The organism is Duganella hordei (genome assembly GCF_040369125.1).
Lineage (GTDB): Bacteria > Pseudomonadota > Gammaproteobacteria > Burkholderiales > Burkholderiaceae_D > Rugamonas > Rugamonas hordei.
The window spans coordinates 1-24,450 of sequence record NZ_BPWI01000031.1 but is presented as its reverse complement, the minus strand read 5'-3'; the positions used below and the strand labels follow the sequence as shown (position 1 = coordinate 24,450).

The 24,450-nt window shown below is 66.2% G+C and carries 24 protein-coding genes; 21 read left to right on the top strand and 3 right to left on the bottom strand.

The features are described from left to right. The gene (locus ABWW33_RS31980; RefSeq protein ID WP_353405443.1) at positions 1 to 864 is read right to left on the bottom strand and encodes a transporter substrate-binding domain-containing protein; all 864 of its coding nucleotides are present in this window, start codon (positions 862 to 864) and stop codon (positions 1 to 3) included. Between the two features lie 22 nt (positions 865 to 886). Next, positions 887 to 1,450 (bottom strand): transcription elongation factor GreB, encoded by a 564-nt coding sequence (gene greB / locus ABWW33_RS31975; RefSeq protein WP_353405441.1) that lies wholly within the window; start codon positions 1,448 to 1,450, stop codon positions 887 to 889. A gap of 91 nt (positions 1,451 to 1,541) precedes the next feature. Here greB and ABWW33_RS31970 point away from each other — a divergent pair, with 91 nt between their 5' ends. From ABWW33_RS31970 to ABWW33_RS31915, 12 genes are all read left to right on the top strand, one after another. Beyond that, positions 1,542 to 2,111 carry a hypothetical protein gene (locus ABWW33_RS31970; RefSeq protein ID WP_176654212.1) on the top strand — a complete coding sequence of 190 codons (570 nt, stop codon included), beginning with the start codon at positions 1,542 to 1,544 and terminating at the stop codon, positions 2,109 to 2,111. Between the two features lie 48 nt (positions 2,112 to 2,159). After that, the gene (locus tag ABWW33_RS31965; protein WP_353405439.1) at positions 2,160 to 3,323 is read left to right on the top strand and encodes a sensor histidine kinase; all 1,164 of its coding nucleotides are present in this window, start codon (positions 2,160 to 2,162) and stop codon (positions 3,321 to 3,323) included. A gap of 27 nt (positions 3,324 to 3,350) precedes the next feature. Further along, a complete protein-coding gene (locus tag ABWW33_RS31960) occupies positions 3,351 to 3,998 on the top strand; it encodes a response regulator (RefSeq protein WP_176654210.1) in 648 nt (215 codons plus the stop codon). Between the two features lie 141 nt (positions 3,999 to 4,139). Next, positions 4,140 to 5,720: a GGDEF domain-containing protein gene (locus ABWW33_RS31955; RefSeq protein ID WP_353405437.1), complete on the top strand. Its 1,581-nt coding sequence runs from the start codon at positions 4,140 to 4,142 to the stop codon at positions 5,718 to 5,720. Positions 5,721 to 6,028: 308 nt separating this feature from the next. Further along, the gene (locus tag ABWW33_RS31950) at positions 6,029 to 7,570 is read left to right on the top strand and encodes a flagellin N-terminal helical domain-containing protein (protein WP_176654208.1); all 1,542 of its coding nucleotides are present in this window, start codon (positions 6,029 to 6,031) and stop codon (positions 7,568 to 7,570) included. 90 nt (positions 7,571 to 7,660) lie between these two features. Beyond that, positions 7,661 to 8,038 (top strand): flagellar protein FlaG, encoded by a 378-nt coding sequence (locus tag ABWW33_RS31945; RefSeq protein ID WP_353405435.1) that lies wholly within the window; start codon positions 7,661 to 7,663, stop codon positions 8,036 to 8,038. A gap of 258 nt (positions 8,039 to 8,296) precedes the next feature. After that, a complete protein-coding gene (gene fliD, locus ABWW33_RS31940) occupies positions 8,297 to 10,996 on the top strand; it encodes a flagellar filament capping protein FliD (protein WP_353405433.1) in 2,700 nt (899 codons plus the stop codon). Between the two features lie 28 nt (positions 10,997 to 11,024). After that, entirely contained in the window at positions 11,025 to 11,459 is a 435-nt protein-coding gene (fliS, locus tag ABWW33_RS31935) for a flagellar export chaperone FliS (RefSeq protein ID WP_176654205.1), read from the top strand. Positions 11,460 to 11,462: 3 nt separating this feature from the next. Then, entirely contained in the window at positions 11,463 to 11,792 is a 330-nt protein-coding gene (locus tag ABWW33_RS31930; RefSeq protein ID WP_176654204.1) for a flagellar protein FliT, read from the top strand. Positions 11,793 to 11,806: 14 nt separating this feature from the next. Continuing rightward, entirely contained in the window at positions 11,807 to 13,492 is a 1,686-nt protein-coding gene (gene fliK / locus ABWW33_RS31925) for a flagellar hook-length control protein FliK (protein WP_353405430.1), read from the top strand. Further along, a complete protein-coding gene (locus tag ABWW33_RS31920) occupies positions 13,482 to 13,814 on the top strand; it encodes an EscU/YscU/HrcU family type III secretion system export apparatus switch protein (protein WP_176654202.1) in 333 nt (110 codons plus the stop codon). Before fliK ends, ABWW33_RS31920 begins: the two co-directional genes overlap by 11 nt. A gap of 14 nt (positions 13,815 to 13,828) precedes the next feature. Beyond that, positions 13,829 to 14,587 carry a flagellar brake protein gene (locus ABWW33_RS31915; RefSeq protein ID WP_353405429.1) on the top strand — a complete coding sequence of 253 codons (759 nt, stop codon included), beginning with the start codon at positions 13,829 to 13,831 and terminating at the stop codon, positions 14,585 to 14,587. Here the strand turns inward: ABWW33_RS31915 and fliE are convergent. Next, positions 14,584 to 14,928: a flagellar hook-basal body complex protein FliE gene (gene fliE, locus ABWW33_RS31910; RefSeq protein WP_176654200.1), complete on the bottom strand. Its 345-nt coding sequence runs from the start codon at positions 14,926 to 14,928 to the stop codon at positions 14,584 to 14,586. The two genes, ABWW33_RS31915 and fliE, sit on opposite strands and share 4 nt — an antisense overlap. 228 nt (positions 14,929 to 15,156) lie before the next feature. Here fliE and fliF point away from each other — a divergent pair, with 228 nt between their 5' ends. From fliF to fliN, 9 genes are all read left to right on the top strand, one after another. Further along, positions 15,157 to 16,911 (top strand): flagellar basal-body MS-ring/collar protein FliF, encoded by a 1,755-nt coding sequence (gene fliF, locus ABWW33_RS31905; RefSeq protein ID WP_353405428.1) that lies wholly within the window; start codon positions 15,157 to 15,159, stop codon positions 16,909 to 16,911. Continuing rightward, positions 16,904 to 17,902, top strand: a complete 999-nt coding sequence (gene fliG, locus ABWW33_RS31900) for a flagellar motor switch protein FliG (RefSeq protein ID WP_008451337.1) — start codon at positions 16,904 to 16,906, stop codon at positions 17,900 to 17,902. The genes fliF and fliG overlap by 8 nt, the downstream gene beginning before the upstream one ends. Further along, a complete protein-coding gene (locus tag ABWW33_RS31895; RefSeq protein WP_353405426.1) occupies positions 17,902 to 18,657 on the top strand; it encodes a flagellar assembly protein FliH in 756 nt (251 codons plus the stop codon). The genes fliG and ABWW33_RS31895 overlap by 1 nt, the downstream gene beginning before the upstream one ends. A 1-nt stretch (position 18,658) precedes the next feature. Then, positions 18,659 to 20,086 carry a flagellar protein export ATPase FliI gene (fliI, locus tag ABWW33_RS31890; protein ID WP_353405425.1) on the top strand — a complete coding sequence of 476 codons (1,428 nt, stop codon included), beginning with the start codon at positions 18,659 to 18,661 and terminating at the stop codon, positions 20,084 to 20,086. A gap of 36 nt (positions 20,087 to 20,122) precedes the next feature. Further along, entirely contained in the window at positions 20,123 to 20,563 is a 441-nt protein-coding gene (fliJ, locus tag ABWW33_RS31885) for a flagellar export protein FliJ (RefSeq protein WP_176654196.1), read from the top strand. 35 nt (positions 20,564 to 20,598) lie between these two features. Next, positions 20,599 to 22,278 (top strand): flagellar hook-length control protein FliK, encoded by a 1,680-nt coding sequence (locus ABWW33_RS31880; protein ID WP_353405423.1) that lies wholly within the window; start codon positions 20,599 to 20,601, stop codon positions 22,276 to 22,278. 86 nt (positions 22,279 to 22,364) lie between these two features. Beyond that, the gene (gene fliL / locus ABWW33_RS31875; protein WP_176654194.1) at positions 22,365 to 22,880 is read left to right on the top strand and encodes a flagellar basal body-associated protein FliL; all 516 of its coding nucleotides are present in this window, start codon (positions 22,365 to 22,367) and stop codon (positions 22,878 to 22,880) included. A 15-nt stretch (positions 22,881 to 22,895) separates the two neighbouring features. After that, positions 22,896 to 23,876, top strand: a complete 981-nt coding sequence (fliM, locus tag ABWW33_RS31870) for a flagellar motor switch protein FliM (protein WP_176654193.1) — start codon at positions 22,896 to 22,898, stop codon at positions 23,874 to 23,876. A 44-nt stretch (positions 23,877 to 23,920) separates the two neighbouring features. Further along, on the top strand, positions 23,921 to 24,346 hold the full coding sequence (fliN, locus tag ABWW33_RS31865) for a flagellar motor switch protein FliN (protein ID WP_176654192.1): 426 nt from the start codon (positions 23,921 to 23,923) through the stop codon (positions 24,344 to 24,346). The last annotated feature ends 104 nt before the right edge of the window (positions 24,347 to 24,450 follow it).

Here is a 24,450-nt window from a genome sequence, read left to right as displayed (position 1 = left end):
TTATTTGTGCTCGAAGGGGTCGTACCAGTAGGCCTTGTTCGACAGCGGGGTTTGCGGCGTCAGCAACGGATTGTCCAGCTTGAACAGCCGGCGTTTGCGCAAGCCCACCTTGTCGATCAAGTCGTCATAGAAGTCGTGGAAGATCCGGTCGAAGCCGCCGTCGGCGATCAGCAGCTGCAGGCCCTGCTCGAGCCGCTGCGCCAGCCGCTGCTCGCCCGGCGTCACAAAGAAGTAGCGCGGCAGCGGAAAATAAATCGCCAGGCTGCGCTCCAGCGCCAGCTCGGGAAAGGCCGGCGCGTACGCGGCCTGCTCGAACAACGCCTCCTCTATCCCGCGCGGGAAATGCTGGAAGCGGTTGACCGCCAGCATGCCGTGCAGGCCGGCCGTCGAGTTGCCTTGCACCACATCGAAACCGGCGCCCAGGAACACCGCCGTCGAACTCCATTGCCGCCCCGCGCCCAGCGGCAGCCGCTTGAGCTGCTCCAGCGTGCTCAGCGCGCTGAACTGCGCCTGGCGGCGGCCGTCGATCAGCGAGATGCGGTAGCCGGACATGCCCTTGTCGATCGGGATGCGGATCGGGATCAGCTTGCGCTCCCACTCCGGCGACGTGATCTGCGCGCTCAGGTTGACCAGCTTGCCCTTGCTCATTTCCAGCAGCAGCCGGTCGCGCTCCATGCCCAGCGGCGAGGTGCGCAGCTCATACGGGCCATAGATCTCGCTCGACGCCTCCAGCGCCGCCTTCAACAGCTGCAGGGTGTAGTGATCGCGGCTGTCCGGCCGGCTGAAATTATGATCGATCACATAGGAGTCGAGCGCCAGCGCCCGCCCCGGCCAGCCCAGCAGCGCCAGCATCAGGCACAGCATCGCGCCGAGGGCGCGGCGCGCTTCAATCGGCAGCCGGCTCAGGATAGCTTACCTCCAGGATTTCCAGCTCCTCCACGCCGTGCGGCGCCTGGAAGCTGATGACGTCGCCCTCGCGCGCCTTGGTCAGCGCCCGCGCCACCGGCGCCACCCAGCTGATCTTGCCGTTCAGCGGGTCGAGCTCGTCGATGCCGACGATGGTGATGGTGCGCGTCTCGTCGTTCTGGTTGCAATACGTGACCGTGGCGCCGAAGAACACCTGGTCGCTGCCATGATGCACGCTGGGGTCGACGATGGCCGCCGTGTCCATGCGCTTGGTCAGGAAGCGGATGCGGCGGTCGATCTCGCGCAGCCGGCGCTTGCCGTAGATATAGTCGCCGTTTTCCGAACGGTCGCCGTTGGACGCCGCCCAGTGCACGATGCGCACCACCTCCGGCCGGTCGACGTCGATCAGCTGCAACAGCTCATCCTTGATGCGCTGGTAGCCGGCCGGCGTGATGTAGTTCTTCGACCCGGCCGGGATCGCCAAGGCCAGCGCTGCGGCCTCGTCGTCGTCTCCGTCCGATTCTTTGACAAATGCTTTGTTCATGCCGGCTATTGTAACGGCTTCGGCGGTCAACAGGCTGCCGCGCACGGTCCGCTTTGACGTATGATGATGCACATAGAACAACGCCGAGACGATGAAACCCTTCCACCGCTTTTGCCGTTCGCTGTTTGCACCGCTGGTCTACGTGGCCGCCCTGCTGTTGCTGCTGGAAGACTGGCTGTGGGACCTGGGCATGCGGCTGCTGGACCGGCTGTCGTCGTGGCCCGTGCTGCGCCGCATCGAGGCGTGGATCTGCACGCTGGGACCGCGCGCCGCGCTGGCGCTGTTCGTGCTGCCGGCCACGCTGCTGTTTCCGGTCAAGCTGCTGGCCTTGTGGGCGATGGCCCAGGGCCATGCGCTGCTGGGCCTGCTCGTCATCGTGCTGGCCAAGGTGGCCGGCGCGGCGGCGGTGGCGCGCATCTTCCTGTTGACGCGGCCGGTGCTGATGACGATAGTCTGGTTCGCGCGCCTGCTGCACTGGTTCCTGGCGCTGAAGGAGCGCTGGATAGAACGGCTGCGCGCCACCGCGGCCTGGCGCCAGGTGGGCGCGCTGGCCGGGCGCCTGCGCCGCTGGCGCCGGCACGCGGTGCCGGCGCCGGGCAGCTGGGTCGCCCGCTTCCGCCGCCTGCTGCGGCGCTTCCGCGCGCGCTGGCGGGCCCGATAATTTTTTAGACGATTGATGCACGAGTTTATGCAGGAGTTCAGGCACACCATGAGCGCAGCCCCCGAACCGCACACCCCCGGCGCCGCCCTCGCGGCCGAGCTGGAACAGGTGCGCGCGCGCTTCGACGCCATCGTCTCCAACACGCCCGGCCTGGTGTTCCAGTTCGTGCTGCACGCCGGCGGCGCCGTCTCCTTCCCCTACCTGAGCGACGGCTGCCAGGCGCTGCTGGGCCTGACGACGGCCGAGCTGCACCGGCAGCCGGAGCGCTTCCTCGAGCTGATCCTGGCCGACGACCGCGCCTCCTACCTGGAGGCGATGCGGGCCTCGGCCGCCGCGCTGTGGAGCTGGAACTGGGAGGGCCGCATCTGGGTCGACGCCTGGAAGGACGTCAAGTGGATCAACCTGCGCTGCACGCCGCACGCGCTGGCCGACGGCGCGGTGCGCTGGGACGGCATCATGACCAACATCACCGAGAGCAAGCAGGAACAGCTGGAGGTGCGGCAGTCGCGCGCGCGGCTGGCCGAGCTGTCGGCGCACACCGACCGCGTCAAGGAACAGGAGCGCGCCCGCATCGCGCGCGAAATCCATGACGAGCTGGGCGGCAACCTGACCGCGATCAAGATGGCGGTCGCGATGCTGGCGGCCCGCCTCGGCGAGGCCGGCGACCATCCGGCGCTGCGCGAAAAGACCGACTACGTCGATGCGCTGGTCGACCGCACCATCGACGCCGTGCACCGCATCTCGCTGGACCTGCGGCCGTCGCTGCTGGACCTGGGCCTGGTGGCGGCGCTGGAATGGCAGGTGCGGGAATTCGGCAAGCAGGCCGGCATCGCGTGCAGCTTCCACGCCAACCAGCGCCACATCGACCTCAACGACGACCAGTCCACCGCGCTGTTCCGCATCGCGCAGGAGGCGCTGACCAACATCGCCAAGCACGCCGGCGCCACCGAGGTCGGCGTCAGGCTGGCGCGGCTGCGCCACCACGTCAGCCTGAAGATCGCCGACAACGGCAGCGGCATCGCCCAGGCCGACCGCGCCAAGCCGGCCTCGTTCGGCCTGCGCGGCATGGCCGAACGGGCCCGCGCGCTGGGCGGAACGTTGACGCTGAGCCACGCGGCCGGCGGCGGCACCGTGGTCGCCATCAAAATCAGGGTCGAAACAGCCGCCGCTGGCGCTACAATAGCTGGAGAAAACGTTTCTGCTGTGGAATAATGTAAAAGATAGGGTGTAGAGATTCACATGACAGAAAAAGCCATCATCAAGGTCTTCATCGCCGACGACCACGCGATCGTGCGCGAAGGCTTGAAACAGATCCTGGCCGAGACGCGCGACATCGTCGTCGCCGGCGAGGCCGAGAACGGCCTGGACGCCGTCAAGCTGTTCCGCAAGTCGGAGTGCCAGGTGATGCTGCTCGACATTTCGATGCCGGACCGCAGCGGCATCGAGGTGCTCAAGCAGATCAAGAAGGAAAAGCCGGAGCTGGCGGTGCTGATGCTGTCGATGCACCGCGAGGACCAGTACGCGATCCGCTCGCTCAAGGCCGGCGCGGCCGGCTATCTGACCAAGCAGAGCGCGCCGCGCGAGCTGGTGACGGCGATCCGCCAGGTGGCCGGCGGCCTCAAGTACATCAGCGCGGCGCTGGCCCAGGAGCTGGCCAACCACGTCGGCGACGACCACGACGCGCCGCCGCACGACACGCTGTCCGACCGCGAATACCAGACCTTGACGATGATCGCCTCCGGCAAGACGGTCGGCATGATCGCCAAGGAACTGTCGCTGTCGGTGAAGACGGTGAGCGAGTACCGCGCCCGTTTACTGGTTAAAATGAAGCTGAAAAACAGCGCGGAACTGACCCACTACGCGATCAAGAACCAGCTGATCGAATGACGTGTCCAACATGGTTGCCGGATCGAACAGATTTAATGCCCTGATGAAAGACCTCTTCCCGCCCTTTATTCAGGCTATGGCGCGCACGGCGCGGCCGTATCATGGTATGACATGAGAAACCTTTAAGAGGCCGCGCGTAATATGTCCAGCAAATCCAACACTCCCGAGCAGAATCCGGCCGAGATCGCGCGCGAGGCGTTCAAGCGCCTGGCGGTGCGCCGTGTCGCGCCGACGCCGGAAGCCTACCGCGACATCTACAACGAAATCGCCGGCGTCGCCGCCACGCCGGCGGCCGCGCCGGCGGTGGCCGTCGATCCCGGCCCGGAATCGGTGCTGAGCCAGTTCGCCACCCGGCTGACGGAAAACACCGGCGACCTGGCCGACTTCGGCCGCCGCTTCAACCGCGCCGTCAAGTCGCGCGACTGGGAGGGCTACGCCAAGGCCTTGTCGCAGCTGGTGGAAAAACACTTCATCAGCCGCAAGGTCGGCATCGAGGTGGCCGGCATGGATGCCGAGGACGAGCAGAGCCGCACGCTGCGCGACCTGCTGAGCCGCACCCTGACCTTTGCCGTCGCCTCGCTGCTGTCGGGCGCGCCGGCGCTGGTGGCCGAGGCCGAATCGCTGGGCGCGGCCACCAAGCTGGCCCACAGCGAGGAGGCGCTGGCGGAAATCGCGCTGCGCCTCAAGCAGCTGTGCTTCCAGATCGAGCTGCGCGGCGGCGACAGCGGCGAACAGCAGGAATTGCTGCTGCGCCTGTTCAAGCTGCTGCTGGAAAACGTCAGCGAGCTGCTCGACGACGACAGCTGGCTGCGCGGCCAGATCGAAGCGGTGCAGAACCTGATCGCCGGCCCGCTCGACGTGCGCGCGCTGGAGGAAGCCACGCGCAGCCTGAAGGAAGTGATCTACAAGCAGGGCCAGCTCAAGCACAGCCTGTCGGACGTCAAGCTCACCGTCAAGAACATGATGATGACCTTCATCGACCGCCTGGGCCAGGTGGCGGCGTCGACCGGCGACTTCCACGAGAAGATAGGCGGCTATTCGGAAAAGATCAGCAAGGCCGACAATATCTCCGAACTGAACAGCATCCTCGATGAGGTATTGAAAGAAACCCGGCTGGTGCAGAGCGAGGCGCTGAAGGCGCGCGACAAGATGGTGCTGGCGCGCCAGGAAGTGCAGGACGCCGAGAACCGCATCCACGCGCTGGAGGCCAAGCTGCAGCATTTGAGCGAACTGGTGCGCGAGGACCAGCTGACCGGCAGCCTGAACCGCCGCGGACTGGACGACGTGTTCGAGCGCGAGACCGCCCGCTCCGACCGCCGCGGCACGCCGCTGTGCATCGCCATCCTCGACCTGGACGACTTCAAGAAGCTCAACGACACCTACGGCCACATCGCCGGCGACGCCGCGCTCAAGCACCTGGTCAAGATCGTCAAGGACACCTTGCGCTCGATGGACGTCATCGCCCGCTTCGGCGGCGAGGAATTCCTGATCCTGATGCCGGAAACCACGGTCGAAGCGGCCTCGAGCACGATGACCCGGCTGCAGCGCGAGCTGACCCGCCACTTCTTCCTGCACGATAACGAGAAGGTCTTGATCACGTTCTCGGCCGGCGTCGCGCTGCGCCGCCCGAACGAGGAGCAGACCGACCTGGTCAAGCGCGCCGACAAGGCCATGTACACGGCCAAGCAAACCGGCAAGAACCGGGTGGTGGTGGCCGAATAGTTGCCGAACAGGCCATCGTTTCCCGCAGTTTGCTCCAGCCCGGTGCCCGCCGGGCTTTTTTTTCGTCCGAAATTTTGGGCGAAAAATAATTATTTTCACCCTAAAGATTCCCGTTGCGCGGTCGTTTAAACGGGCATCGACGATGAACTTTAGCCCTGCGACGCAAAATTTTCCGGCTTTCTTCCCCTTAATTTTCCCACTGGGCAACCGTTACCAGCTTCAACAGCGGTTTGATTGTCTCGGAGCGTGGAGACAGACCAAAGTGAAATGAGCACACTGCCCAACTCGAAGTATCCTGGAGAAACATCATGGCACAAGTCATCAATACCAATATTGCATCGCTGAATTCGCAACGCAACCTGAACACCTCGCAAGCCAACCTGTCGACCTCGCTGCAACGCCTGTCTTCGGGCCTGCGCATCAACAGCGCCAAAGACGATGCCGCCGGTCTGGCCATTTCGGAGCGCTTCACGTCGCAAATTCGCGGCAATACCACGGCAGCACGTAACGCCAACGACGGTATCTCGCTGGCGCAAACGGCCGAGGGTGGCTTGAGCACCGCCGGCGACCTGCTGCAGCGTATCCGCGAACTGGCAGTCCAGTCCGCCAACGGCACCAACTCCGATTCCGACCGTAAATCGATCCAGGGCGAGGTTTCGGCCCTGTCGCAGGAATTGAACCGCGTCGCCAACACCACCCAGTTCAACGGCCAGAACGTGCTGGACGGCTCGCTGACCGCGTCGCAATTCCAGGTCGGCGCCAACGCCAACCAGACCATTAACGTCGGCATCCAGTCGGCCAAGGCGACCGACATCGGCAACAACACCTTGGCCGCCCAGTACGGCGACGTGGCCAGCAGCGCTGGCGCCGCCACCGCCACCGCCGCCAACCTGGTACAGGCGCAGACCCTGAGCCTGACCTCGGGCGCCGGCACCACCACCAGCGTCGACGTCAAAGTGGGCGACAGCGCCAAGAAGATCGCCGCCAACGTCAACGCCCTGAGCAGCAGCTCCGGCGTGACCGCCACCGCCAGCACCACCGCCACGCTGTTCAGCAGCAACGCCACCGGCTTCGCCGACGGCTCGCTGCAGTTCCAGCTGCGCGGCGACAACTCGATCGAAGCGGACGCCAACTCGACCGCCGTGACGATTTCGGCCAAGATCAAGGGCGGCGACCTGTCGGCCGTGGCCCAGGCGATCAACGCGCAAGTCGGCACCACCGGCATCAGCGCCTCAATCAAGGTCAACGCCACCACCCACAACAAGGAAATCCAGCTGTCGAACTCGTCCGGCGCAGATATCCAGATCACCAACACCAACTCGACCGCGCTCGACGACCAGCTGGGCACCGCGTCGATCCGCGGCGCCGACAAGCCAGCCAACGGCTCGGTCGCGGCGGTTGAAGGCGCGGCGGCAGTCATCGGCGCGGCCTCGGCCGCCGTCGGCGGCCACCTGGACTTCTCGTCGGACAGCGGCTTCACGATCTCGTCGACCACCACCGACATCGTCGCCAACCCGACCGGTTCGGACCTGCAATCGGTCGCCAAGATCGACGTCAGCACCATCGACGGCTCGAACAAGGCGCTGAAGACCATCGACTCGGCACTGAACCAGATCAACAGCAACCGCGCTGCGCTGGGTGCGATCCAGAACCGTTTCGCCTCGACCATCTCGAACCTGAATACGACGACGGAGAACTTGTCCGCTTCGCGCAGCCGGATTCAAGATACCGACTTCGCGGCGGAAACGGCCAGCCTGACCCGCGGCCAGATCCTGCAACAAGCTGGTACCGCCATCCTGGCCCAGGCCAACTCGCTGCCGAACGGCGTGTTGTCCCTGCTGCGTGGCTAAAATCCGGGGCAGGGTTGACGCGGTAAGGTCGCTCTGACTAGGTTCCCCGGTTGATTTATTCAACCGGGGATTTTTCACAAAGGAAGCATCATGACTATCGATACCATCGGCTCGGCCAGTCAGCCGCGCCCCGCAGCAGATCGCACTCCCGACGCCGGCGTGGCGCAGGGCGCAGTGCGCGTGCCGGCCACCGCGCTCGACACCGTCGCCGCCGTCAAGGCGCCGGCCGCCGTGCCCAGCCTGGACCAGGTCAGCCACGCCGTGTCGCAGCTGAACAAGTCGGCGCAGGCCAAGTCGCAGGGATTGGAGTTTTCGATCGATAACGACAGCAAGCGCACCGTGGTCAAGGTCATCGACCAGACCACCAAGGAAGTGCTGCGCCAGATCCCGACGCCCGAGGCGCTGGAGATCGCCAAATCGCTGGAATCGAAATCCGGCACCGGCTTGCTGATCCAGCAAACGGCCTGAAGCGGCTGCGCAGACGCGCGCCGCTTTTCTCTCATCCATGGCATCCTGATTCCGGGAGCCAGCTGACCGGTCCTGCGCGCCTGCCGCCGCCGACCATCCCTCCGGCGTCCGCCACGACAGCCGCCACCGCCCGTCTTTTCAGCTGCTTTTTTAGCTGATGTTTCAGCTTTACCTGAACTGGCAGGTATTTCCCCTTCTCAAGTCCGGTTTGATTCTGCCGATATTGTCTTATATTATTGCTTTACTTAGGAGCGCACCGTGGGCATCTCTTCACCAGGCATCGGCTCTGGCATCGACGTCAACACCATCGTCAGCAAGCTGATGGCGGTCGAGTCCGCGCCGCTGGCCGATTTCGACAAAAAGTCGGCCAGCTACCTGGCCCAGGTGTCCGCCTTCGGCAATCTGTCGAGCGCGCTCGGCGCCTTCCAGGGCTCGCTCGCGAGCCTGACCTCGATCTCCAGTTTCCAGTCGCTGGTGAGCACGCCCAGCGATTCGACCGTGATGACGGCCACCGCCTCCAGCACCGCGCAACCGGGCAACTACCGCGTCAACATCAACCAGATCGCGCAGGCGCAAACGCTGGCCTCGGGCGGCTACAAGAGCACCACGTCGGCCATCGGCCTGGGCGCCAAGACCACGATTAACTTCTCGCTGGGCACCGTGAGCGGCGGCAGCTTCGGCCTCGCCGGCGCCGCCCTGAACGGCACCGCCGCGGGCCACAGCCTGTCGAGCGGCGGCCTGACGCCGGGCTCGCTGAGCATCAACAACACCGTGATCGCCACCGACGGCACCACCCGCAGCGCCCGCCTGCTGGCCGACGCCATCAACGCCAAGAGCACCACCACCGGCGTCTCGGCCAAGGCCGCGCCCACCGTCACCAGCGCCACCCTGTTCGGCGGCGCCGGCGCGGCCAGCTTCGGCAATGTGGACACCACCGGCGGCGGCAGCTACTCGCTGTCGGTCGGCGGCGTCGAGATCGCCGCCCAGCCGGCCGGCACGGCCGCCGGCGCCGGCGTGACGGCGGCCTCGATCGACGCCGCGCTGACCGGCAACACCGCCGTCGCGCGCGCGCTGGCCGACGCCAACATCACCGTCAGCGGCACCGCCGCCGGTGGCGACCTGCAATTTACCAATGCCGACGGCAGCAACATTGCCATCGCCGAAGCGGTCGGCGGCAGCGTCACCGGCGGCATCGGCAACAGCGGCAGCGCCAACATCGGCTCCAGCGACACGGCGGTCGGCTCCATCTCGCTGGTGTCGGCCGACGGCAGCCCGATCACCGTCGGCGGCACCAATCCGGCCGGCGCCGGGCTGACGGCCGGCGTCGGCGGCGCCTACCTGGGCGCCAGCTTCGCCGCCGATTCGTCCCGCACCAGCGGCAACATCGTCATCGACAGCTCGAACAACACGCTGCAAGGCATCCTCGAGGCGATCAACAAGGGCAATTTCGGCGTCACCGCCAGCATCGTCTCGGACGGCTCGACCGGCGCCACCGCCACGCCCAACCACCTGATCCTGACCTCGACCGCCACCGGCGTCAGCTCGACGATGAAGATCACGCTGGCCGGCTCGGGCGGCAATCCGCCGGACCCGGACCTGGTCTCGCTGCTGGGCTACGATCCGGGCGGCGTGCAGAACCTGAGCCAGAAGGCATCGGCGGCCGACACGCTGGCCACCGTCAACGGCATCGCCGTCACCAGTTCCAGCACCAGCATCACCGGCGCCATCGCCGGCGTCAGCATCAGCGCGCTCAAGGTCGGCAGCTCGTCGCTGTCGGTGACCAAGGACAGCGGCTCGCTGACCACCTCGGTCAACGGCTTCGTCAAGGCCTACAACGACCTCAACGCGCAGATCACCTCGCTGGGCGCCTACGATCCGGACACCAAGACCGGCGGCCCGCTGCTGGGCGACACCACCTTGCGCAACCTGCAGGCGTCGATCCGCCGCCAGCTGTCGACGCAGATCACCGGCCTGCAGGGCACCAGCCTGACCAACCTGTCGCAGATCGGCATTTCCTTCCAGAAGGACGGCACCTTGACGCTGGACAACGCCAAGCTGCAGAAGTCGATCAACAGCAACTTCAACGACATCGCCGGCCTGTTCGCGGCGGTCGGCCGCGGCACCGACCCGGACGTCAAGTTCGCCAGCTCCGGCACCAACACCAAGGCCGGCGACTACGGCATCAACATCACCCAGCTGGCCACCCAGGGCACCTTGCAGGGCACGGCCGTGCTGCCGGCGGAAACCGTGATCGACGCCGACACCACCTGGACCGTCACGCTGAACGACACCACGCCGGCCACGCTGGCGAACACGGCGACCATTTCGCTGCCGGCCGGCAGCTACAACCCGAGCCAGCTGGCCACCTTGCTGCAGTCGTCGATCAACGGCGTCAGCGCGTTTTCCACCGCCGGCGCCACCGTCTCGGCGACGATAGGCGATGACGGCAAACTGAAGCTGAACTCGACCGGCTACGGCTCCAAGTCCAACATCCATGTCGCCAACGCCACCGGCACCGATATTTCCGCCGCGTTCGGCACCGGCACCTCGGTCGACGGGCTCGACGTGGCCGGCACCATCGGCGGCTACACCGCCACCGGCGACGGCCAGACGCTGACCGGTTCGCCGGGCGCGCCGGTCGACGGCCTCAAGCTCACCATCACCGGCGACACCATCGGTTCGCGCGGCAGTTTCGGCTTCTCGCAGGGCTACGCCTACCAGCTCAACACGCTGGCGGCCGGCTACCTGGGCGCCAAGGGCGCGATCACCGGTCGCACCACCGGCCTCAACAATTCGGTCAAGGATATCAGCAAGCAAAAGGACGCCTTCAGCGCCCGCCTGGTCGATATCGAAGCGCGCTACCGCGCGCAATACACGGCGCTCGACACCTCGATCGCCAGCATGAATACCACCGCGTCATTCTTGACGCAACAGTTCGCGGCGCTTGCCAAGCAATAGCCGCCGACGCATTAACAGGAGACAGAGTATGTTCGGATCCCGACAAACTGGCGTACATGCCTATGCCAAGGTAGGCATGGAAACCGGCGTGGTCGCCGCCAGTCCTCACAAGCTGATCGTCATGCTGTTCGACGGCGCGCTGGTGGCGCTCGGCACGGCGCTGCAGGGCATGCGCAGCGGTAATATCGGCGAAAAAGGAAAATCGATCTCCAAGGCCATCATGATCATCGACAGCGGCCTGCGCGCCGCGCTCGACAAGAAAGCCGGCGGCGAGATCGCCGAGGGGCTCGACGCGCTGTACGAATACATGAGCGCGCGCCTGCTGACGGCCAATATGAACAACGACCCGGCGATCCTGGAAGAAGTGCAGCGCCTGCTGACCGAGTTGCGCGACGCCTGGAATGCGATCGCCGACACCCCTGCCGTCACCGGCGCCCACCCCACCAATCTCGCGAGCGCCTGATCCATGATGACGAGTCAAGATATCCTTTCCGTGTACGCCGCGATGGCCGACCTGACCGGGCAGATGGTGCAGGCCGCCACACGCAGCGACTGGGACCTGCTGGTGCTGCTCGAGCAGCGCTGCGCCGCCCACGTGCAGGCGCTGCGCGAACAGGAACCGCAACAGCCGATGCAGGGCGCGGACCGCGAACGCAAGATCGAGCTGATTCGCCAGATGCTCAACGCCGACCGCCAGATCCGCGACCTGACGATGCCGTGGATGGCCCAGCTGTCCAAACTGATCAACGCCACCGGCACTGAACGGCGGGTGATTAACGCCTACGGCAGCGTCTAAAGCGGACGCGCGCCATGCTGCCGCGCCTCGACGTCGCCGTTACGCCGCTGACCCCGGCTGCCGGCGTCGGCGCACCCGCGGCGGTCGGCGACGGCCGCCAGGCGGAATTCCAGCGCGCGCTGCAGGGACTGGTCGGCCAGTCGGTGACGGCTGAAGTGCTGTCCAAATTCAGTGACGGCAGTTTCCTGGTCAAGGTGGCCGACAGCGCGGTGCGCATGATGCTGCCGCCGGGCGCCCAAGTGGGCGCCGAAGTGCCGATGACGGTGCTCAGCGCCCAGCCGCGTCCGACTTTCCAGATCGGCAACGGCAGTCCGGGCGGCTCGTCGACCCTGGTCTACAGCGAAAACGCCGGCGCCGATGGCGCCGACGGCCTGTACTCGCCCACCCTCCCTTCCCAGGATGCGCCGCCGGCGCTGCCGAACGGCGGCCGTCCGGCCGGCGCCACGCCAGGCCAGCCAGGTGCCGCTGGCGCCAGCGGCGCTCCAGCAGAGGGCGCGGCGGGTGCCGCAGGCACGGCGGCTGACGCCGAAGCCTTGCCGGGCCAGCCCAAGCCCGGCACGACGCCAGCCGCTACCGGCGGTACCGCAGCGGCACCGCAGGCGCCTGCCGGTGGCACGGCTGCGGCTGCCGCAGGCCAGCCGGCCGCAACTGGCAAGGCCGGCGACGCGGCCGGGACTGCCGGCCCTGCCGCTGATGCCGCCGCCGGCGCTGTCGCCGCCGAAGCAGATTCCGCTGATGGCGCCGTGACGGGCGCAGCCGGCCGGCCGGCTGCTCCCGCAGGTGCCGCAGCCGCTGCGGCCACCCCGACGGCAGGCACGGCCGCCGGCGCAGCGAACGCAGCCGGCCCGGCGGGCGCCGCCGCTGCCGCACCAGCCGCAGGCACCGCCGGCTCCGCCATTCCGGCCGACGCCGTCAAGCCGCAAAGCCTGGCTGCGACGCTGCTCGGCAAGGCCCCGTTGACGCCGGCCAACGAACTGCCCGACCTCGACCCCAATACGCCGCAAGCGACGCTGAGCAACACCGCCCGGGTGCTGACCAGCGTGCTGAGCACCGCCCAAAACAGCCTCGCCGCGCCGCTGGCCCTGATCGGCAAGACTGCGCTGTTCGGCAACGCCGCGCCGTCGACCGAGCAGCTGGCGCAAAAGCTGCACGACACCATCTCCCAAAGCGGCCTGTTCTACGAGTCCCATGTCACCGAATGGGTCAAGGGCGAGCGCACGCTGCCGGACCTGATGCGCGAGCCGCAAATGCAGCGCATGCTGCAAAGCGGCGAAAGCGCCGCCCGCGCCGCCGCCAGCGGTCCGGACCTGACGTCCGCCCAGTTGATCAACCAGCAGCTGCACACCCAGGAACAAGGCCGCGTGCAATGGAACGGCCAGGCCTGGCCGGGCCAGCCGATGCAGTGGGAAATCCGCCGCGAGCAGCGCGACGGCCGCAAGGACGACGGCAAGGGTGGCGCCGACGGCGAGCCCGAGCAGATCTGGCGCAGCGGCGTGAAGTTCCGCTTCCCGATGCTGGGCTCGGTGTCGGCGGCGGTCACGCTGGTCGGCGGCCAGGTGCACATCCAGGTGCAGGCCGACAGCGGCGACACCGCCGACACGCTGCGCGCCTACGCCAGCCGGCTGGAGCAGGCGATGGAGGCGGCCGGCGCGCCGCTGTCCTCGCTGACCATCGCCCAGGGAGAGCGCGATGACGGATGACACGCCGCGCCGGCCGCTGCAGCAGGCGGTGGCCCTGGCCTACCAGAGCGGGGAGCCGGCGCCCAAGGTCGTGGCCAAGGGCCGCGGCCTGGTGGCCGAGCAGATCATCAGCGTCGCGCTGGAGGCCGGCGTGTTCATCCACGAGTCCAAGGAACTTGTATCTCTGCTCATGGATGTAGATTTAGATCAACAAATTCCGCCTACGCTCTATAGGACGATTGCGGAACTATTGGCCTGGCTATATCATATTGAATCAGCGCAAAAGTCCGGCCTGCCGCTTCCCGCGCCACCGGACACCGGCATCCCTCTTATCGAAATTTGACTCGACAGGCTTAGATGTACCCACACTTTCAGGATGCGGAATTGGAAAACTGGCACGATTTCGAAGTCGAATCACGGAAGGAGATCCTCTCCTTGCTGCGGGGTATCGGCGAAAAAAACCAGTTGATCCGCATGCTGATCAAGGGCGAGTCTGACGTCTGCGTCACCTCCATCCTCGACGTCGACGAAGCGCACAACACGGTCTACCTGGATTGCTCGATCGACACCGAGCAGAACAAGCGCATCCTGGCGTCGCGCCGCCTGTCGTTCGAGACCACGCTGGACAAGGTGCGCATCCTGTTCGCCACCGAGCATATCGAGTCGACCACCTATGAAGGCAATCCGGCGTTCAAGATCGCCGTGCCGGCCACGCTGATCCGGCTGCAGCGGCGCGAGTACTACCGCATCGCCACGCCGGTGACCAATCCGGTGCGGGTGGTGATCCCGCTGCCGGAGGACCTGGGCGGCCCCACCACCTTCCCGCTGGCCGACATCAGCTGCGGCGGCATCGCCATCCTCGACAACAAGCTGATCCTGGGTGACGCGATCGGCAGGAATTACCTGGACTGCCGCATCGACCTGCCGGAAATCGGCCAGGTGGCGACCGCGCTGCAGATCCGCAACTCGCTGGACCTGACGCTGCTGAACAACAAGAGCAACCGCCGCCTGGGTTGCGAGTTCGTCAACATCTCGCGCGGCAACCTGGCCAGCGTGCAGCGCTACATCACCAAGCTGGAACGCGAACGCAACGCCCGCATCGCCGGCCTCAGCTAAACCTGCATGTTCATGATGTCGTGGTAGGCTGAAACCAGCTTGTTGCGCACCTGGATCGTGGCCTGGAAGTTGATGCTGGCCTTCTGCATCGCGATCATCGTGTCCGACAGGCTGACGCTGTCGTCCCCCATCGCGAACTTCTTGCCCATGTCGTCGGCCTGCACCTGGCTGGCGTTGACGCCGTCCAGCGCATTCTTCAACGCATCGGAAAACTCGACCTTGGCGGCCGGCGCCGGTTCGGTCTTGATCACCGGCGGCGTCAGTCCCGGACGCGTGGCGTGCGCCTTCAGCTGGGCGATCATGGCCTGGATCTGGCTGCCGTCTATACCACCTGTCTTCATCGCTTACTCCCGTCTTGTTGCTGTCATGGAACAAATTCCACGACATGGCTGAGCACGGCGTTACAATACGGCACGGCTCTATCAGTGCTGCCAGAATACCAAGCGGAAAGCAAGGCCACATGACCGAGCAGGACGGTAAACGGCGCTCTGTTCCGCGCATTGAATCGCCCCGCAACAGGCAATAATGGCTCATTCTCCAGCTAACCTCGTACCCGGAAACCAACCATCATGGCCGTAGCCGAACAAATCGACAACGACACAGCAGCCGACGCCGCCGAAGATGACGGTGCGGAAAAGCTGCCCTTTATCCAGACGCCGATGGGCCGCAACTTCCTGCGCGCGGCCGGCGCGGCGGCCGTGGTCGCCATCCTGCTGGGATTGTGGCTGTGGAACAAGCCGCCCGAGTACGGCGTGCTGTTCTCCAATTTCACCGACCGCGACGGCGGCGCCATCACGGCCGAGCTGGACAAGCTCAACGTCAAGCACAAGTTCTCCGACAACGGCACGGCCATCCTGGTGCCGACCGACCAGGTCCATGACATCCGCCTGAAACTGGCCGCGCAAGGCTTGCCGAAGGGCGGCAACGTCGGCTTCGAGCTGATGGAAAACCAGAAGCTGGGCGTGTCCCAGTTCCTCGAACAGGTCAACTATCAGCGCGCGCTGGAAGGCGAACTGGCGCGCTCGATCCAGTCGCTCGCCGCCGTCGAGAACGCCCGCGTCCACCTGGCGCTGCCCAAGCCGTCCGTGTTCGTGCGCGACCAGCAGAAGCCGACCGCCTCCGTGCTGCTGACCTTGCACCCCAACCGCATGCTCGACCCGGCCCAGACCGCCGCCATCGTGCACCTGGTCGCCTCCAGCGTGCCGGAACTGCTGCCGGCCAACGTCACCGTGGTCGACCAGGCCGGCAACTTGATCTCCGACCAGAACAAGAACGGCAACGCCGGCCTGAACGCCAAGAACATGGACGAGACCCAGCTCAAGTATGTCAAGGACATGCAGCTGCAGGTCATCAAGCAGGTCGAATCGATCATCATCCCCATCGTCGGCGAAGGCAATGTGCGCGCCGAGGCCACCGCCGACGTCGATTTCGCCCAGATCGAGCAGGCCGCCGAAACCTACAAGCCGAACTCGCCGCCGGCCGCGTCGGCCATCCGCAGCCAGCAGAGCAGCGAAACCAACGGCAACAACGGCAGCAACAATCCGGGCGGCATCCCCGGCGCGCTGTCGAACCAGCCGCCCGGCACCGCCACCGCGCCGCTGACCCAGACCGCCGGCTCGCCCACCGGCACCGCGCCCGCTCCGGGCACGCCGCCGGGCGCCGCCACCAGCACCACCGCCGCCGGCCCGACGCACAAGGAATCGACCACCAATTACGAAGTCGACAAGACCGTGCGCTACGAGCAGCGCGGCATGGGCGGCCTGCGCCGCCTGACCGTGGCCGTGGTGGTCAACTACAAGCGCATCGTCGGCAAGGATGGCAAGGTCACCATTAAGGCCTATACTCCTGAAGAGATGGTCAAGATCAACGACCTGGTCAAGCAGGCCATGGGCTACAACCAGGACCGCGGCGACGCCGTCAGCGTGGCCAACTCGCCGTTCGACGGCGTCGACAAGCCCTACGAGGCGCCGCTGGACTGGTGGCGCGACCCGGCCAACCTGCCGATGGCCAAGGACCTGGCGAAGTTCCTGATCACCGCGCTGATCCTGCTGTACATCGTGCTGCGCATCGTGCGTCCGATGATGCGTCCGGTGTTCAAGAAGATCGACGAGATCAACGCGCCGGAGCCGGAACCGGAAGAGCCGGAGGAAGTCGTCGAGGAAGGTCCGGACGAGGCCCTCATCGCCGAGGAAGAGCTGCGCAAGATGGAAGAAAACACCGCGCGCGGCTACCGCGAAAACCTGGCCATGGCCAAGAAACTGGCAACCGAGGATCCACGCATCGTTGCCAACGTCATTAAAGAATGGATAGGCGCAAATGACTGAGAATACCGGACTGCAAAAAGCCGCGATCCTGATGCTGGCCATGGGCGAGAGCGAGGCCGCCGAGGTGATGAAATTCCTCGGCCCGCGCGAGGTGCTCAAGCTGGGCGCGGCGATGGCGACCATGAAGAACGTGCCCCACGAGGAAGTGGTCGGCACCCTGGACAATTTCCGCGACATGGTGGCGGCCGCCTCCACCGTCGGCCTCGATTCGGACGAGTACATCCGCCAGGTGCTGACCAAGGCGCTGGGCGACGACAAGGCCTCGGTGCTGCTGTCGCGCATCCTGGGCGGCAAGGACGCCTCCGGCATCGAATCGCTGAAGTGGATGGATTCGCAATCCGTGGCCGAGCTGATCCGCAACGAACACCCGCAGATCATCGCCACCATCCTGGTCCACCTGGAGCGCGACCAGGCCTGCGAAATCCTCGGCCACTTCACCGACCGCCTGCGCAACGACGTGGTGCTGCGCATCGCCACCCTGGACGGCGTGCAGCCGGCCGCGCTGCGCGAACTGAACGACGTGCTGACCAAGCTGCTGTCGGGCAATGAAAACATCAAGAAATCGTCGCTGGGCGGCGTCCGCGCGGCCGCCGAGATCCTCAACTTCATGAGCGGCGAGCAAGAAGGTTCGGTGATGGACAACATCAAGAACTACGACAACGACATGGCGCAGAAGATCATGGACGAGATGTTCGTGTTCGACAACCTGATCGATATCGACGACCGCGGCATCCAGCTGCTGCTGCGCGAAGTGCAGTCGGAAATGCTGATCATCGCCCTGAAGGGCGCGTCGCAGGAACTGCGCGACAAGATCTTCAAGAACATGTCCGCCCGTGCATCGGAAATGATGCGCGAAGACCTGGAATCGAAAGGACCGGTGCGCCTGTCCGAAGTGGAAACCCAGCAGAAGCAGATTCTGCAGATCGTGCGCCGCCTGGCCGACGAAGGCCAGATCGTGCTTGGCGGCAAAGGTGAGGATTCGTTCGTCTAATGTCCATGCTACCGAAAGAACAGCAGTCGGCGTTCCAGCGCTGGGAGATGACCTCGTTTGGCGACGAGCGTCCCAGCGTGCTCGCCCTGCGCGAAGCCGAGCAGCGCGAGATCGACGCGGAAAACGCGCGCATCGCCGCCGAGCAGCGCGTGCTGGAAGTGATACAGGAGCAGCAGGAACTGGTCGAGATGGGCCCGCCGCTGCCGCCGCCGCTGGACTACCCCACCGTCGAGGAACTGGAAGCGATCCGCGAGGAGGCGCGCAAGGACGGCTACGACGAGGGCCATGCGGCCGGCCACGCCGACGCCATGGCGGCCGGCAAGATCGCCTCGGCCGAGGAACTGGAGCACGTGCGCGCCATCGCCGCCAACTTCAACAACGCGCTGCACGACGCCGACCAGCTGATCGCCAACGACGTGCTGGAACTGGCGCTGCAGCTGGCCAAGGGCATGCTGAAGAACGCGCTGCAGGTCAAGCCCGAGCTGATCCTGCCCATCGTGCGCGACGCCATCGAATACCTGCCGGTGCTGCAGCAGCCGGCGCTGCTGGTGCTGCACCCGGACGACGCCGCCGTGGTGCGCGCCGGCATCGGCGAGGAGCTGGACAAGGGCGGCTGGCGCGTGGTCGAGGATCCGCACGTGGGCCGCGGCGGCTGCAAGGTCGATACCGCCAGCAACCAGATCGACGCCACCGCCGCCGGCCGCTGGCAGCGCCTGAGCCACGCGCTGGGCAAAGAAGTGGACTGGCTGGCCTGACATGGACGCCGCCGCCCCTACCGTCCCTGCCGCCCCCACCACCGCCCTGCACGCGGGCCGCTGGAAATCCTATCTGAACGACTGCACCGCGCTGGTCGGCTTTGTCGAGCCGATGCAGGTGTCGGGCCGCGTCACGCGCGTGGCCGGGCTGGTGATGGAGGCGGTCGGCCTGCGCTTGGCCGTCGGCGCCGCCTGCACCGTGCCGCTGCCGTCCGGCGGCAAGATCGAGGCCGAAGTGGTCGGCTTCGAGGGCGACAAGCTGTTCCTGATGCCGCAAAGCGACGTCGAGGGCGTGGTGCCGGGCACCCGCGTGTTCCCGGTCGAGCCGGCGATCCCCCGCCCCGGCACCGTCAACCATCCGCGCCGCCGCCCCAGCGACCGCGCGCGCCACCTGCCGGTCGGCGCGGAACTGCTGGGCCGCGTGCTGGACGGCGCCGGCCGCCCGCTGGACAACCTGGGCCCGCTGAATGCCAGCGACAGCGCGCCGATCAACACCCGCCCCGCCAATCCGCTGGGCCGCGCGCCGATCACCGAAACGCTGGACGTCGGCGTGCGCTCGATCAACGCCATGCTGACCGTCGGCCGCGGCCAGCGCATGGGCCTGTTCGCCGGCTCCGGCGTCGGCAAGTCGGTGCTGCTGGGCATGATGGCGCGCTACACCGAGGCCGACGTCATCGTGGTCGGCCTGATCGGCGAACGGGGCCGCGAGGTCAAGGAATTCATCGAGCAGATCCTCGGCGAGGAAGGCCTGGCCCGTTCCGTCGTCGTGGCGGCCCCGGCCGACACGCCGCCGCTGATGCGCCTGCAGGGCGCGGCCTACGCCACGGCGATCGCCGAGCACTTCCGCGACAAGGGCCAGAACGTGCTGCTGATCATGGATTCGCTGACCCGCTACGCCATGGCCCAGCGCGAGATCGCGCTGGCCATCGGCGAACCGCCGGCCACCAAGGGCTATCCGCCGTCGGTGTTCGCCAAGCTGCCTATCCTGGTCGAACGCGCCGGCAACGGCGAGATGGGCGGCGGCTCGATCACCGCCTTCTACACCGTGCTGACCGAGGGCGACGACCAGCAGGATCCTATCGCCGACTCGGCGCGCGCGATTCTCGACGGCCACATCGTGCTCAACCGCCGCCTGGCGGAAGCCGGCCACTACCCCGCCATCGACATCGAACAATCGATCAGCCGGGCCATGCATTCGATCACCTCGCCCGAGCACCAGACCAAGGCGCGCTACCTGAAACAATTGTTCTCGCGTTACGAGCGCAGCCGCGACCTGATCAGCGTCGGCGCCTATGCGCCGGGCAGCGATCCGGTGCTGGACCAGGCGATCCAATTGCATGACCGCATAGAAAACTTTCTCCAGCAACAAATCTCCGAACAGGTGACCATGGGCGAGAGCTTGGGCCAACTTACCTCTCTGTTCGACTGATTGACGCCGGCAACAGCCACCTATAATTGATTCATCATGGCTTCCAAAGCGCAACTTGAAACACTGATGGACCTGGCGCGCCGGGAAACCGACGACGCCGCCAAGCGGCTGGGCGCCGCGCTCAAGGCCGTGGACGATGCCAAACAGAAGCACCAGATGCTGGTCGGCTACCGCGACGAGTACGCGAAACGCTTCGAAGCGGCGCAGGCGGCCGGGATTACGCCGATGGCTTACCGCAATTTCCAGGCTTTCATGGAAAAGCTGGACGTGGCGGTCAAGGGCCAGCTGGAAATGATACGGCACGCGGAATACCGCGGCGACCAGGAAAAAGCCTCCTGGCAGGCCGCCGAGCGCAAGCGCATGTCCTACTCCACCCTGAACGACAGGGCGGCGGCGGAAGCGCTGAAGGTGGAAAACAAGCGCGACCAGAAGCAGATGGACGAACACGCAGCACGGCAGGCGTATTACAAACGCTGATTTATGACAGATCGACTAACCGACACGGCGCGAACATGCAAACCCCTAACCTCCAAATTCCGACGCTGAACGCCAACGCGGTCGCCGCGCCCAAGGTCAACCTGAATCTGAATGCCGGCGGCGCGGACAATGCGTTCAAGCAGGCGCTGTCGCGCGAGATGGATCAGCGCCAGGCCAATGCCGCAAGCAACGCCCCGTCCAGGGCGCCGGAACATCCGGCCGCCTCGCGCTCGTCGGCGCCCAAGCAGGCCGCGCCGGCCAAACCGGCCGCACCGCAGAACAAGCAGGCCGACGCGCCCGACAACAACGACGTCCAGCCGGGCGCCCGCAGCGAAGCACCGGCCACCGCCGCCGCTCCGGCCCCAGCCAAGACCGCCACCGCTGACGCCAAGGCCGACAGCGACACCGCCACCAGCGACGCCCAGGACGCGGCGCAAGCCGATCCGGTAGCGGACATGCTGGCCCTGGTGGCCGCATTCAACCAGCCCGCCGCACCGGCCGCCACCGTGACCGCCGACGCAGCCGCCACCGCGACAACCTCGGCCACCGCCGGCGCCGCCAGCTCCGCCGCCCTGGCTGCGGAAGCAGTCGAGACAGCAGCGGCAGCGCTGGCCGCCGCCGGCAGCGCCGCAGCCAGCGATGCCGCCGGCGCAAGCGATCCGGATGCGGCGGCAGCCGCCGCCGCGTCCGGATCGCTTGCGCCGGCAGTCACCGCGCAGGATGCCGACGCGCTGCAGGCCGCCCAGGCCGACGCCACCGACTTCAAGGCCGCGCTGGCCAAAGCCGGCTCGGCCGCACAAACCGCCACCGCGGCAGCGGCAGCGGCAGCGGCCGCCAAAGCCGCCGCTGCAGCCGGCGCGAACGCCGCGGCAACCACCTCCGCCGCCACGCCGGCCGCGGCGCTGGCCACCGCCGGCAAGGAAATCACCGCCGATGCCAAGCCTGTCGCCGCCCCGGCGGACGACAAGGCCGGCGACACCGTCGCCGTTGCCGACACCGCGGCCGCGCCGAAAACCGGCGCCGACGCGATCAACCGCATCGTCACCAAGGCCGCGCCGGCCGGCGAGCAGGCTCAGCAAGTGTCGCAGACCCGCCAGCAGCAGGCCGATCCGGCCCAGCTGGCCGCCACCGCCAAGATCGACGTCCACGCCGAAGCGGCGCCGCTGAAGGAAGCCGCGCCGGCCATCACCATCGCGCCGGCCGCGCAGTCCGCGCTGGACATGGCGAAAGCCGCCGTCGCCGCCCCTGCCGACAAGCTCAGCAGCCGCGTCGGCACCCAGGCCTGGGACCAGCAGCTGGGCCAGAAGATCGTCTTCATGGCCGCCGGCGGCGAGCAAAGCGCGACGATGGAACTGAATCCGCCGGACCTCGGCCCGCTGCAGGTGGTGCTGAGCGTGAACAAGGACCAGGCCACCGCCGCCTTCACCTCGGCGACGCCGGAAGTGCGCCAGGCGCTGGAGGCTGCATTGCCGAAACTGCGGGAAATGATGAGCGACGCCGGCATCCAGCTGGGCAGCGCCACCGTTTCGGCCGGCATGTCGGACCAGAACAACGGTTTTAGCCAGCAGGCCAATTCGGCCCAGGGCGGCGGCAACGGCGGCGGCAACCGTACGGGCAGCGGCGGCTTCGGCCGCGATGCCGCCGTGGCCGAGGCCCCGCGCAGCGCCGCGCCGGCGCGCCGCGTGCCGGCCGGCGCGGTCGATACCTTCGCCTGACCCCACAGGCCCAACCGATAATGACATAATGGCGGCATGATCCACTTCCGCACCATGCAAGGGCTATCTTGAAAGCGAACCCAAAAATGAAAGCCGATCAGAAAGTTGAGGCCCCCGCAGGCGGCGGCAGCAAAAAACTGATCATCATCATCGTGGCTGCGGTCCTGTTGCTGGGCGTGGTCGGCGGCGGTGCGGCCTGGTTCTTCCTGCATGGTAAAAGCGACACCGAGGAAGACGTGCCGGCCAAGGGCAAGCACAAGGCGAGCGCCAAGAAGGCCGGACCGCCGGAATACGTGCCGGTCGAGCCGTTCACCGTCAACCTGCAGCCGGGCGAGAGCGGCACCGACCAGTACCTGCAACTGGCGTTCACGCTGGAAGTGGGCGGCCTGGAAGAGAAGGAAAATGTCAAAAACAACATGGCCAAGGTGCGCAGCCGCATGTTGCTGCTGTTGTCGGGCAAGCACGCCTCGGACATCAATACGCCGGAAGGCAAGGTCCAGCTGGCCAAGGAAATCATCGCCCAGCTGAAAGAACCCTTCGAGGACCGCGGCGCGCCGCAGGACATCGAAGATGTGCTGTTCACTTCGTTCATCATTCAGTAATCAGGCTAGAACATCATGGCTGATAATTTTCTCTCCCAGGAAGAAGTCGATGCCCTGCTGAAGGGCGTCAACGGCGACCAGGACGACGTCCAGGCGCAGGAAGACGTCGCGGGAGTCCGGACTTACAACCTGGCCACCCAGGAACGTATCGTCCGCGGGCGCATGCCGACGCTGGAGATTATCAACGAGCGTTTCGCCCGTTTGCTGCGCGTCGGCCTGTTCAACTTCCTGCGCCGCAGCGCCGAGGTGTCGGTCGGCTCGGTGCGGGTATCCAAGTACTCCGAGTTCATCCGCAACCTGGTGGTGCCGACCAACCTCAACCTGGTGCACATGAAGCCGCTGCGCGGCACCGCGCTGATGGTGTTCGATCCGGGCCTGGTGTTCCTGCTGGTGGACAACCTGTTCGGCGGCGATGGCCGTTTCCACACCCGCGTCGAGGGCCGCGACTTTACCCAGACCGAGCAGCGCATCATCCTGCGCATCCTGGACATCGTGTTCGAGGCCTACACCAAGTCGTGGGAGCCGGTCTACCCGGTCGAGTTCGAATACATCCGCTCGGAAATGAATACGCAGTTCGCCAACATCGCCACGCCGAACGAGGTGGTGGTGGCGTCGACCTTCACGGTGGAGCTGGGCTCGGTGTCCGGCCAGATCCACTTCTGCATGCCGTACTCGATGATCGAGCCGATCCGCGATTCGCTGACCTCGAGCCTGCAGGGCGAGGCGCTGGAAGTGGACAAGCGCTGGATCCGCCTGATGACGCAGCAGATCCAGATCGCCGAGGTGGAAATCGTCGCCTCGCTGGGCACGGCCAAGGTCAATTTCGACGAGATCCTCAACATGCGCGTGGGCGACATCATCCCGCTGACGATCCCGGAAATGATCTCGGCCACCGTCGACGGCGTGCCGGTGATGGATTGCAGTTACGGGGTAATGAACGGACAATACGCGCTGAAGGTGGAGAAATTGCTCGCCAATGCCGATAACATCAAATAACGCCGGCGCAACCGCCGCCGGTGACCGCAATACAGGAGAGAAGCATGTCGGATAATCAAGACGATAGCATCGACGACGACCCATGGGGCGCGGCGATTGCCGAGCAGGCGCAGGCCGAGGCCGAGGCGCTCGAGAAGCAGCAGGCCCAGGCGGCCAGCGCGGCCGTGTTCAAGGACTTTTCCAGCACGCCGAGCCGGACCGAGACGCACAACGATATCGACTTCATCCTCGACATCCCGGTCCAGCTGACGGTGGAACTGGGCCGCACCAAGATCGCCATCAAGAACCTGCTGCAACTGGCGCAGGGCTCGGTGGTGGAACTGGACGGCCTGGCCGGCGAGCCGATGGACGTGCTGGTCAACGGCTGCCTGATCGCCCAGGGCGAGGTGGTGGTGGTGAACGACAAGTTCGGTATCCGCCTGACCGACATCATCACGCCGTCCGAACGTATCCGAAAACTGAATAAATGAAGCACGGCCCATTCCTTACCCTAGTCCTCGCGGCGGCCTTGGCCGCCGCGCCCGCAATGGCCCAGCGCAGCGTGTCCGGCACCATCGGCGGCGCAGCGCATGCA

Excerpts from the sequence above, each read along its gene's own strand:
- ABWW33_RS31915 (WP_353405429.1), top strand. The coding sequence starts at position 13,829 with ATGTACCCACACTTTCAGGATGCGGAATTGGAAAACTGGCACGATTTC.
- ABWW33_RS31930 (WP_176654204.1), top strand. The coding sequence starts at position 11,463 with ATGATGACGAGTCAAGATATCCTTTCCGTGTACGCCGCGATGGCCGAC.
- fliG (WP_008451337.1), top strand. The coding sequence starts at position 16,904 with ATGACTGAGAATACCGGACTGCAAAAAGCCGCGATCCTGATGCTGGCC.
- fliS (WP_176654205.1), top strand. The coding sequence starts at position 11,025 with ATGTTCGGATCCCGACAAACTGGCGTACATGCCTATGCCAAGGTAGGC.
- ABWW33_RS31960 (WP_176654210.1), top strand. The coding sequence starts at position 3,351 with ATGACAGAAAAAGCCATCATCAAGGTCTTCATCGCCGACGACCACGCG.
- ABWW33_RS31950 (WP_176654208.1), top strand. The coding sequence starts at position 6,029 with ATGGCACAAGTCATCAATACCAATATTGCATCGCTGAATTCGCAACGC.
- fliF (WP_353405428.1), top strand. The coding sequence starts at position 15,157 with ATGGCCGTAGCCGAACAAATCGACAACGACACAGCAGCCGACGCCGCC.
- fliK (WP_353405430.1), top strand. The coding sequence starts at position 11,807 with ATGCTGCCGCGCCTCGACGTCGCCGTTACGCCGCTGACCCCGGCTGCC.
- fliL (WP_176654194.1), top strand. The coding sequence starts at position 22,365 with ATGAAAGCCGATCAGAAAGTTGAGGCCCCCGCAGGCGGCGGCAGCAAA.
- fliN (WP_176654192.1), top strand. The coding sequence starts at position 23,921 with ATGTCGGATAATCAAGACGATAGCATCGACGACGACCCATGGGGCGCG.
- ABWW33_RS31955 (WP_353405437.1), top strand. The coding sequence starts at position 4,140 with ATGTCCAGCAAATCCAACACTCCCGAGCAGAATCCGGCCGAGATCGCG.
- ABWW33_RS31945 (WP_353405435.1), top strand. The coding sequence starts at position 7,661 with ATGACTATCGATACCATCGGCTCGGCCAGTCAGCCGCGCCCCGCAGCA.
- ABWW33_RS31970 (WP_176654212.1), top strand. The coding sequence starts at position 1,542 with ATGAAACCCTTCCACCGCTTTTGCCGTTCGCTGTTTGCACCGCTGGTC.
- fliI (WP_353405425.1), top strand. The coding sequence starts at position 18,659 with ATGGACGCCGCCGCCCCTACCGTCCCTGCCGCCCCCACCACCGCCCTG.
- fliM (WP_176654193.1), top strand. The coding sequence starts at position 22,896 with ATGGCTGATAATTTTCTCTCCCAGGAAGAAGTCGATGCCCTGCTGAAG.
- ABWW33_RS31980 (WP_353405443.1), bottom strand. The coding sequence starts at position 864 with ATGCTGTGCCTGATGCTGGCGCTGCTGGGCTGGCCGGGGCGGGCGCTG.
- ABWW33_RS31880 (WP_353405423.1), top strand. The coding sequence starts at position 20,599 with ATGCAAACCCCTAACCTCCAAATTCCGACGCTGAACGCCAACGCGGTC.
- fliE (WP_176654200.1), bottom strand. The coding sequence starts at position 14,928 with ATGAAGACAGGTGGTATAGACGGCAGCCAGATCCAGGCCATGATCGCC.
- ABWW33_RS31920 (WP_176654202.1), top strand. The coding sequence starts at position 13,482 with ATGACGGATGACACGCCGCGCCGGCCGCTGCAGCAGGCGGTGGCCCTG.
- fliJ (WP_176654196.1), top strand. The coding sequence starts at position 20,123 with ATGGCTTCCAAAGCGCAACTTGAAACACTGATGGACCTGGCGCGCCGG.
- ABWW33_RS31965 (WP_353405439.1), top strand. The coding sequence starts at position 2,160 with ATGAGCGCAGCCCCCGAACCGCACACCCCCGGCGCCGCCCTCGCGGCC.
- ABWW33_RS31895 (WP_353405426.1), top strand. The coding sequence starts at position 17,902 with ATGTCCATGCTACCGAAAGAACAGCAGTCGGCGTTCCAGCGCTGGGAG.
- greB (WP_353405441.1), bottom strand. The coding sequence starts at position 1,450 with ATGAACAAAGCATTTGTCAAAGAATCGGACGGAGACGACGACGAGGCC.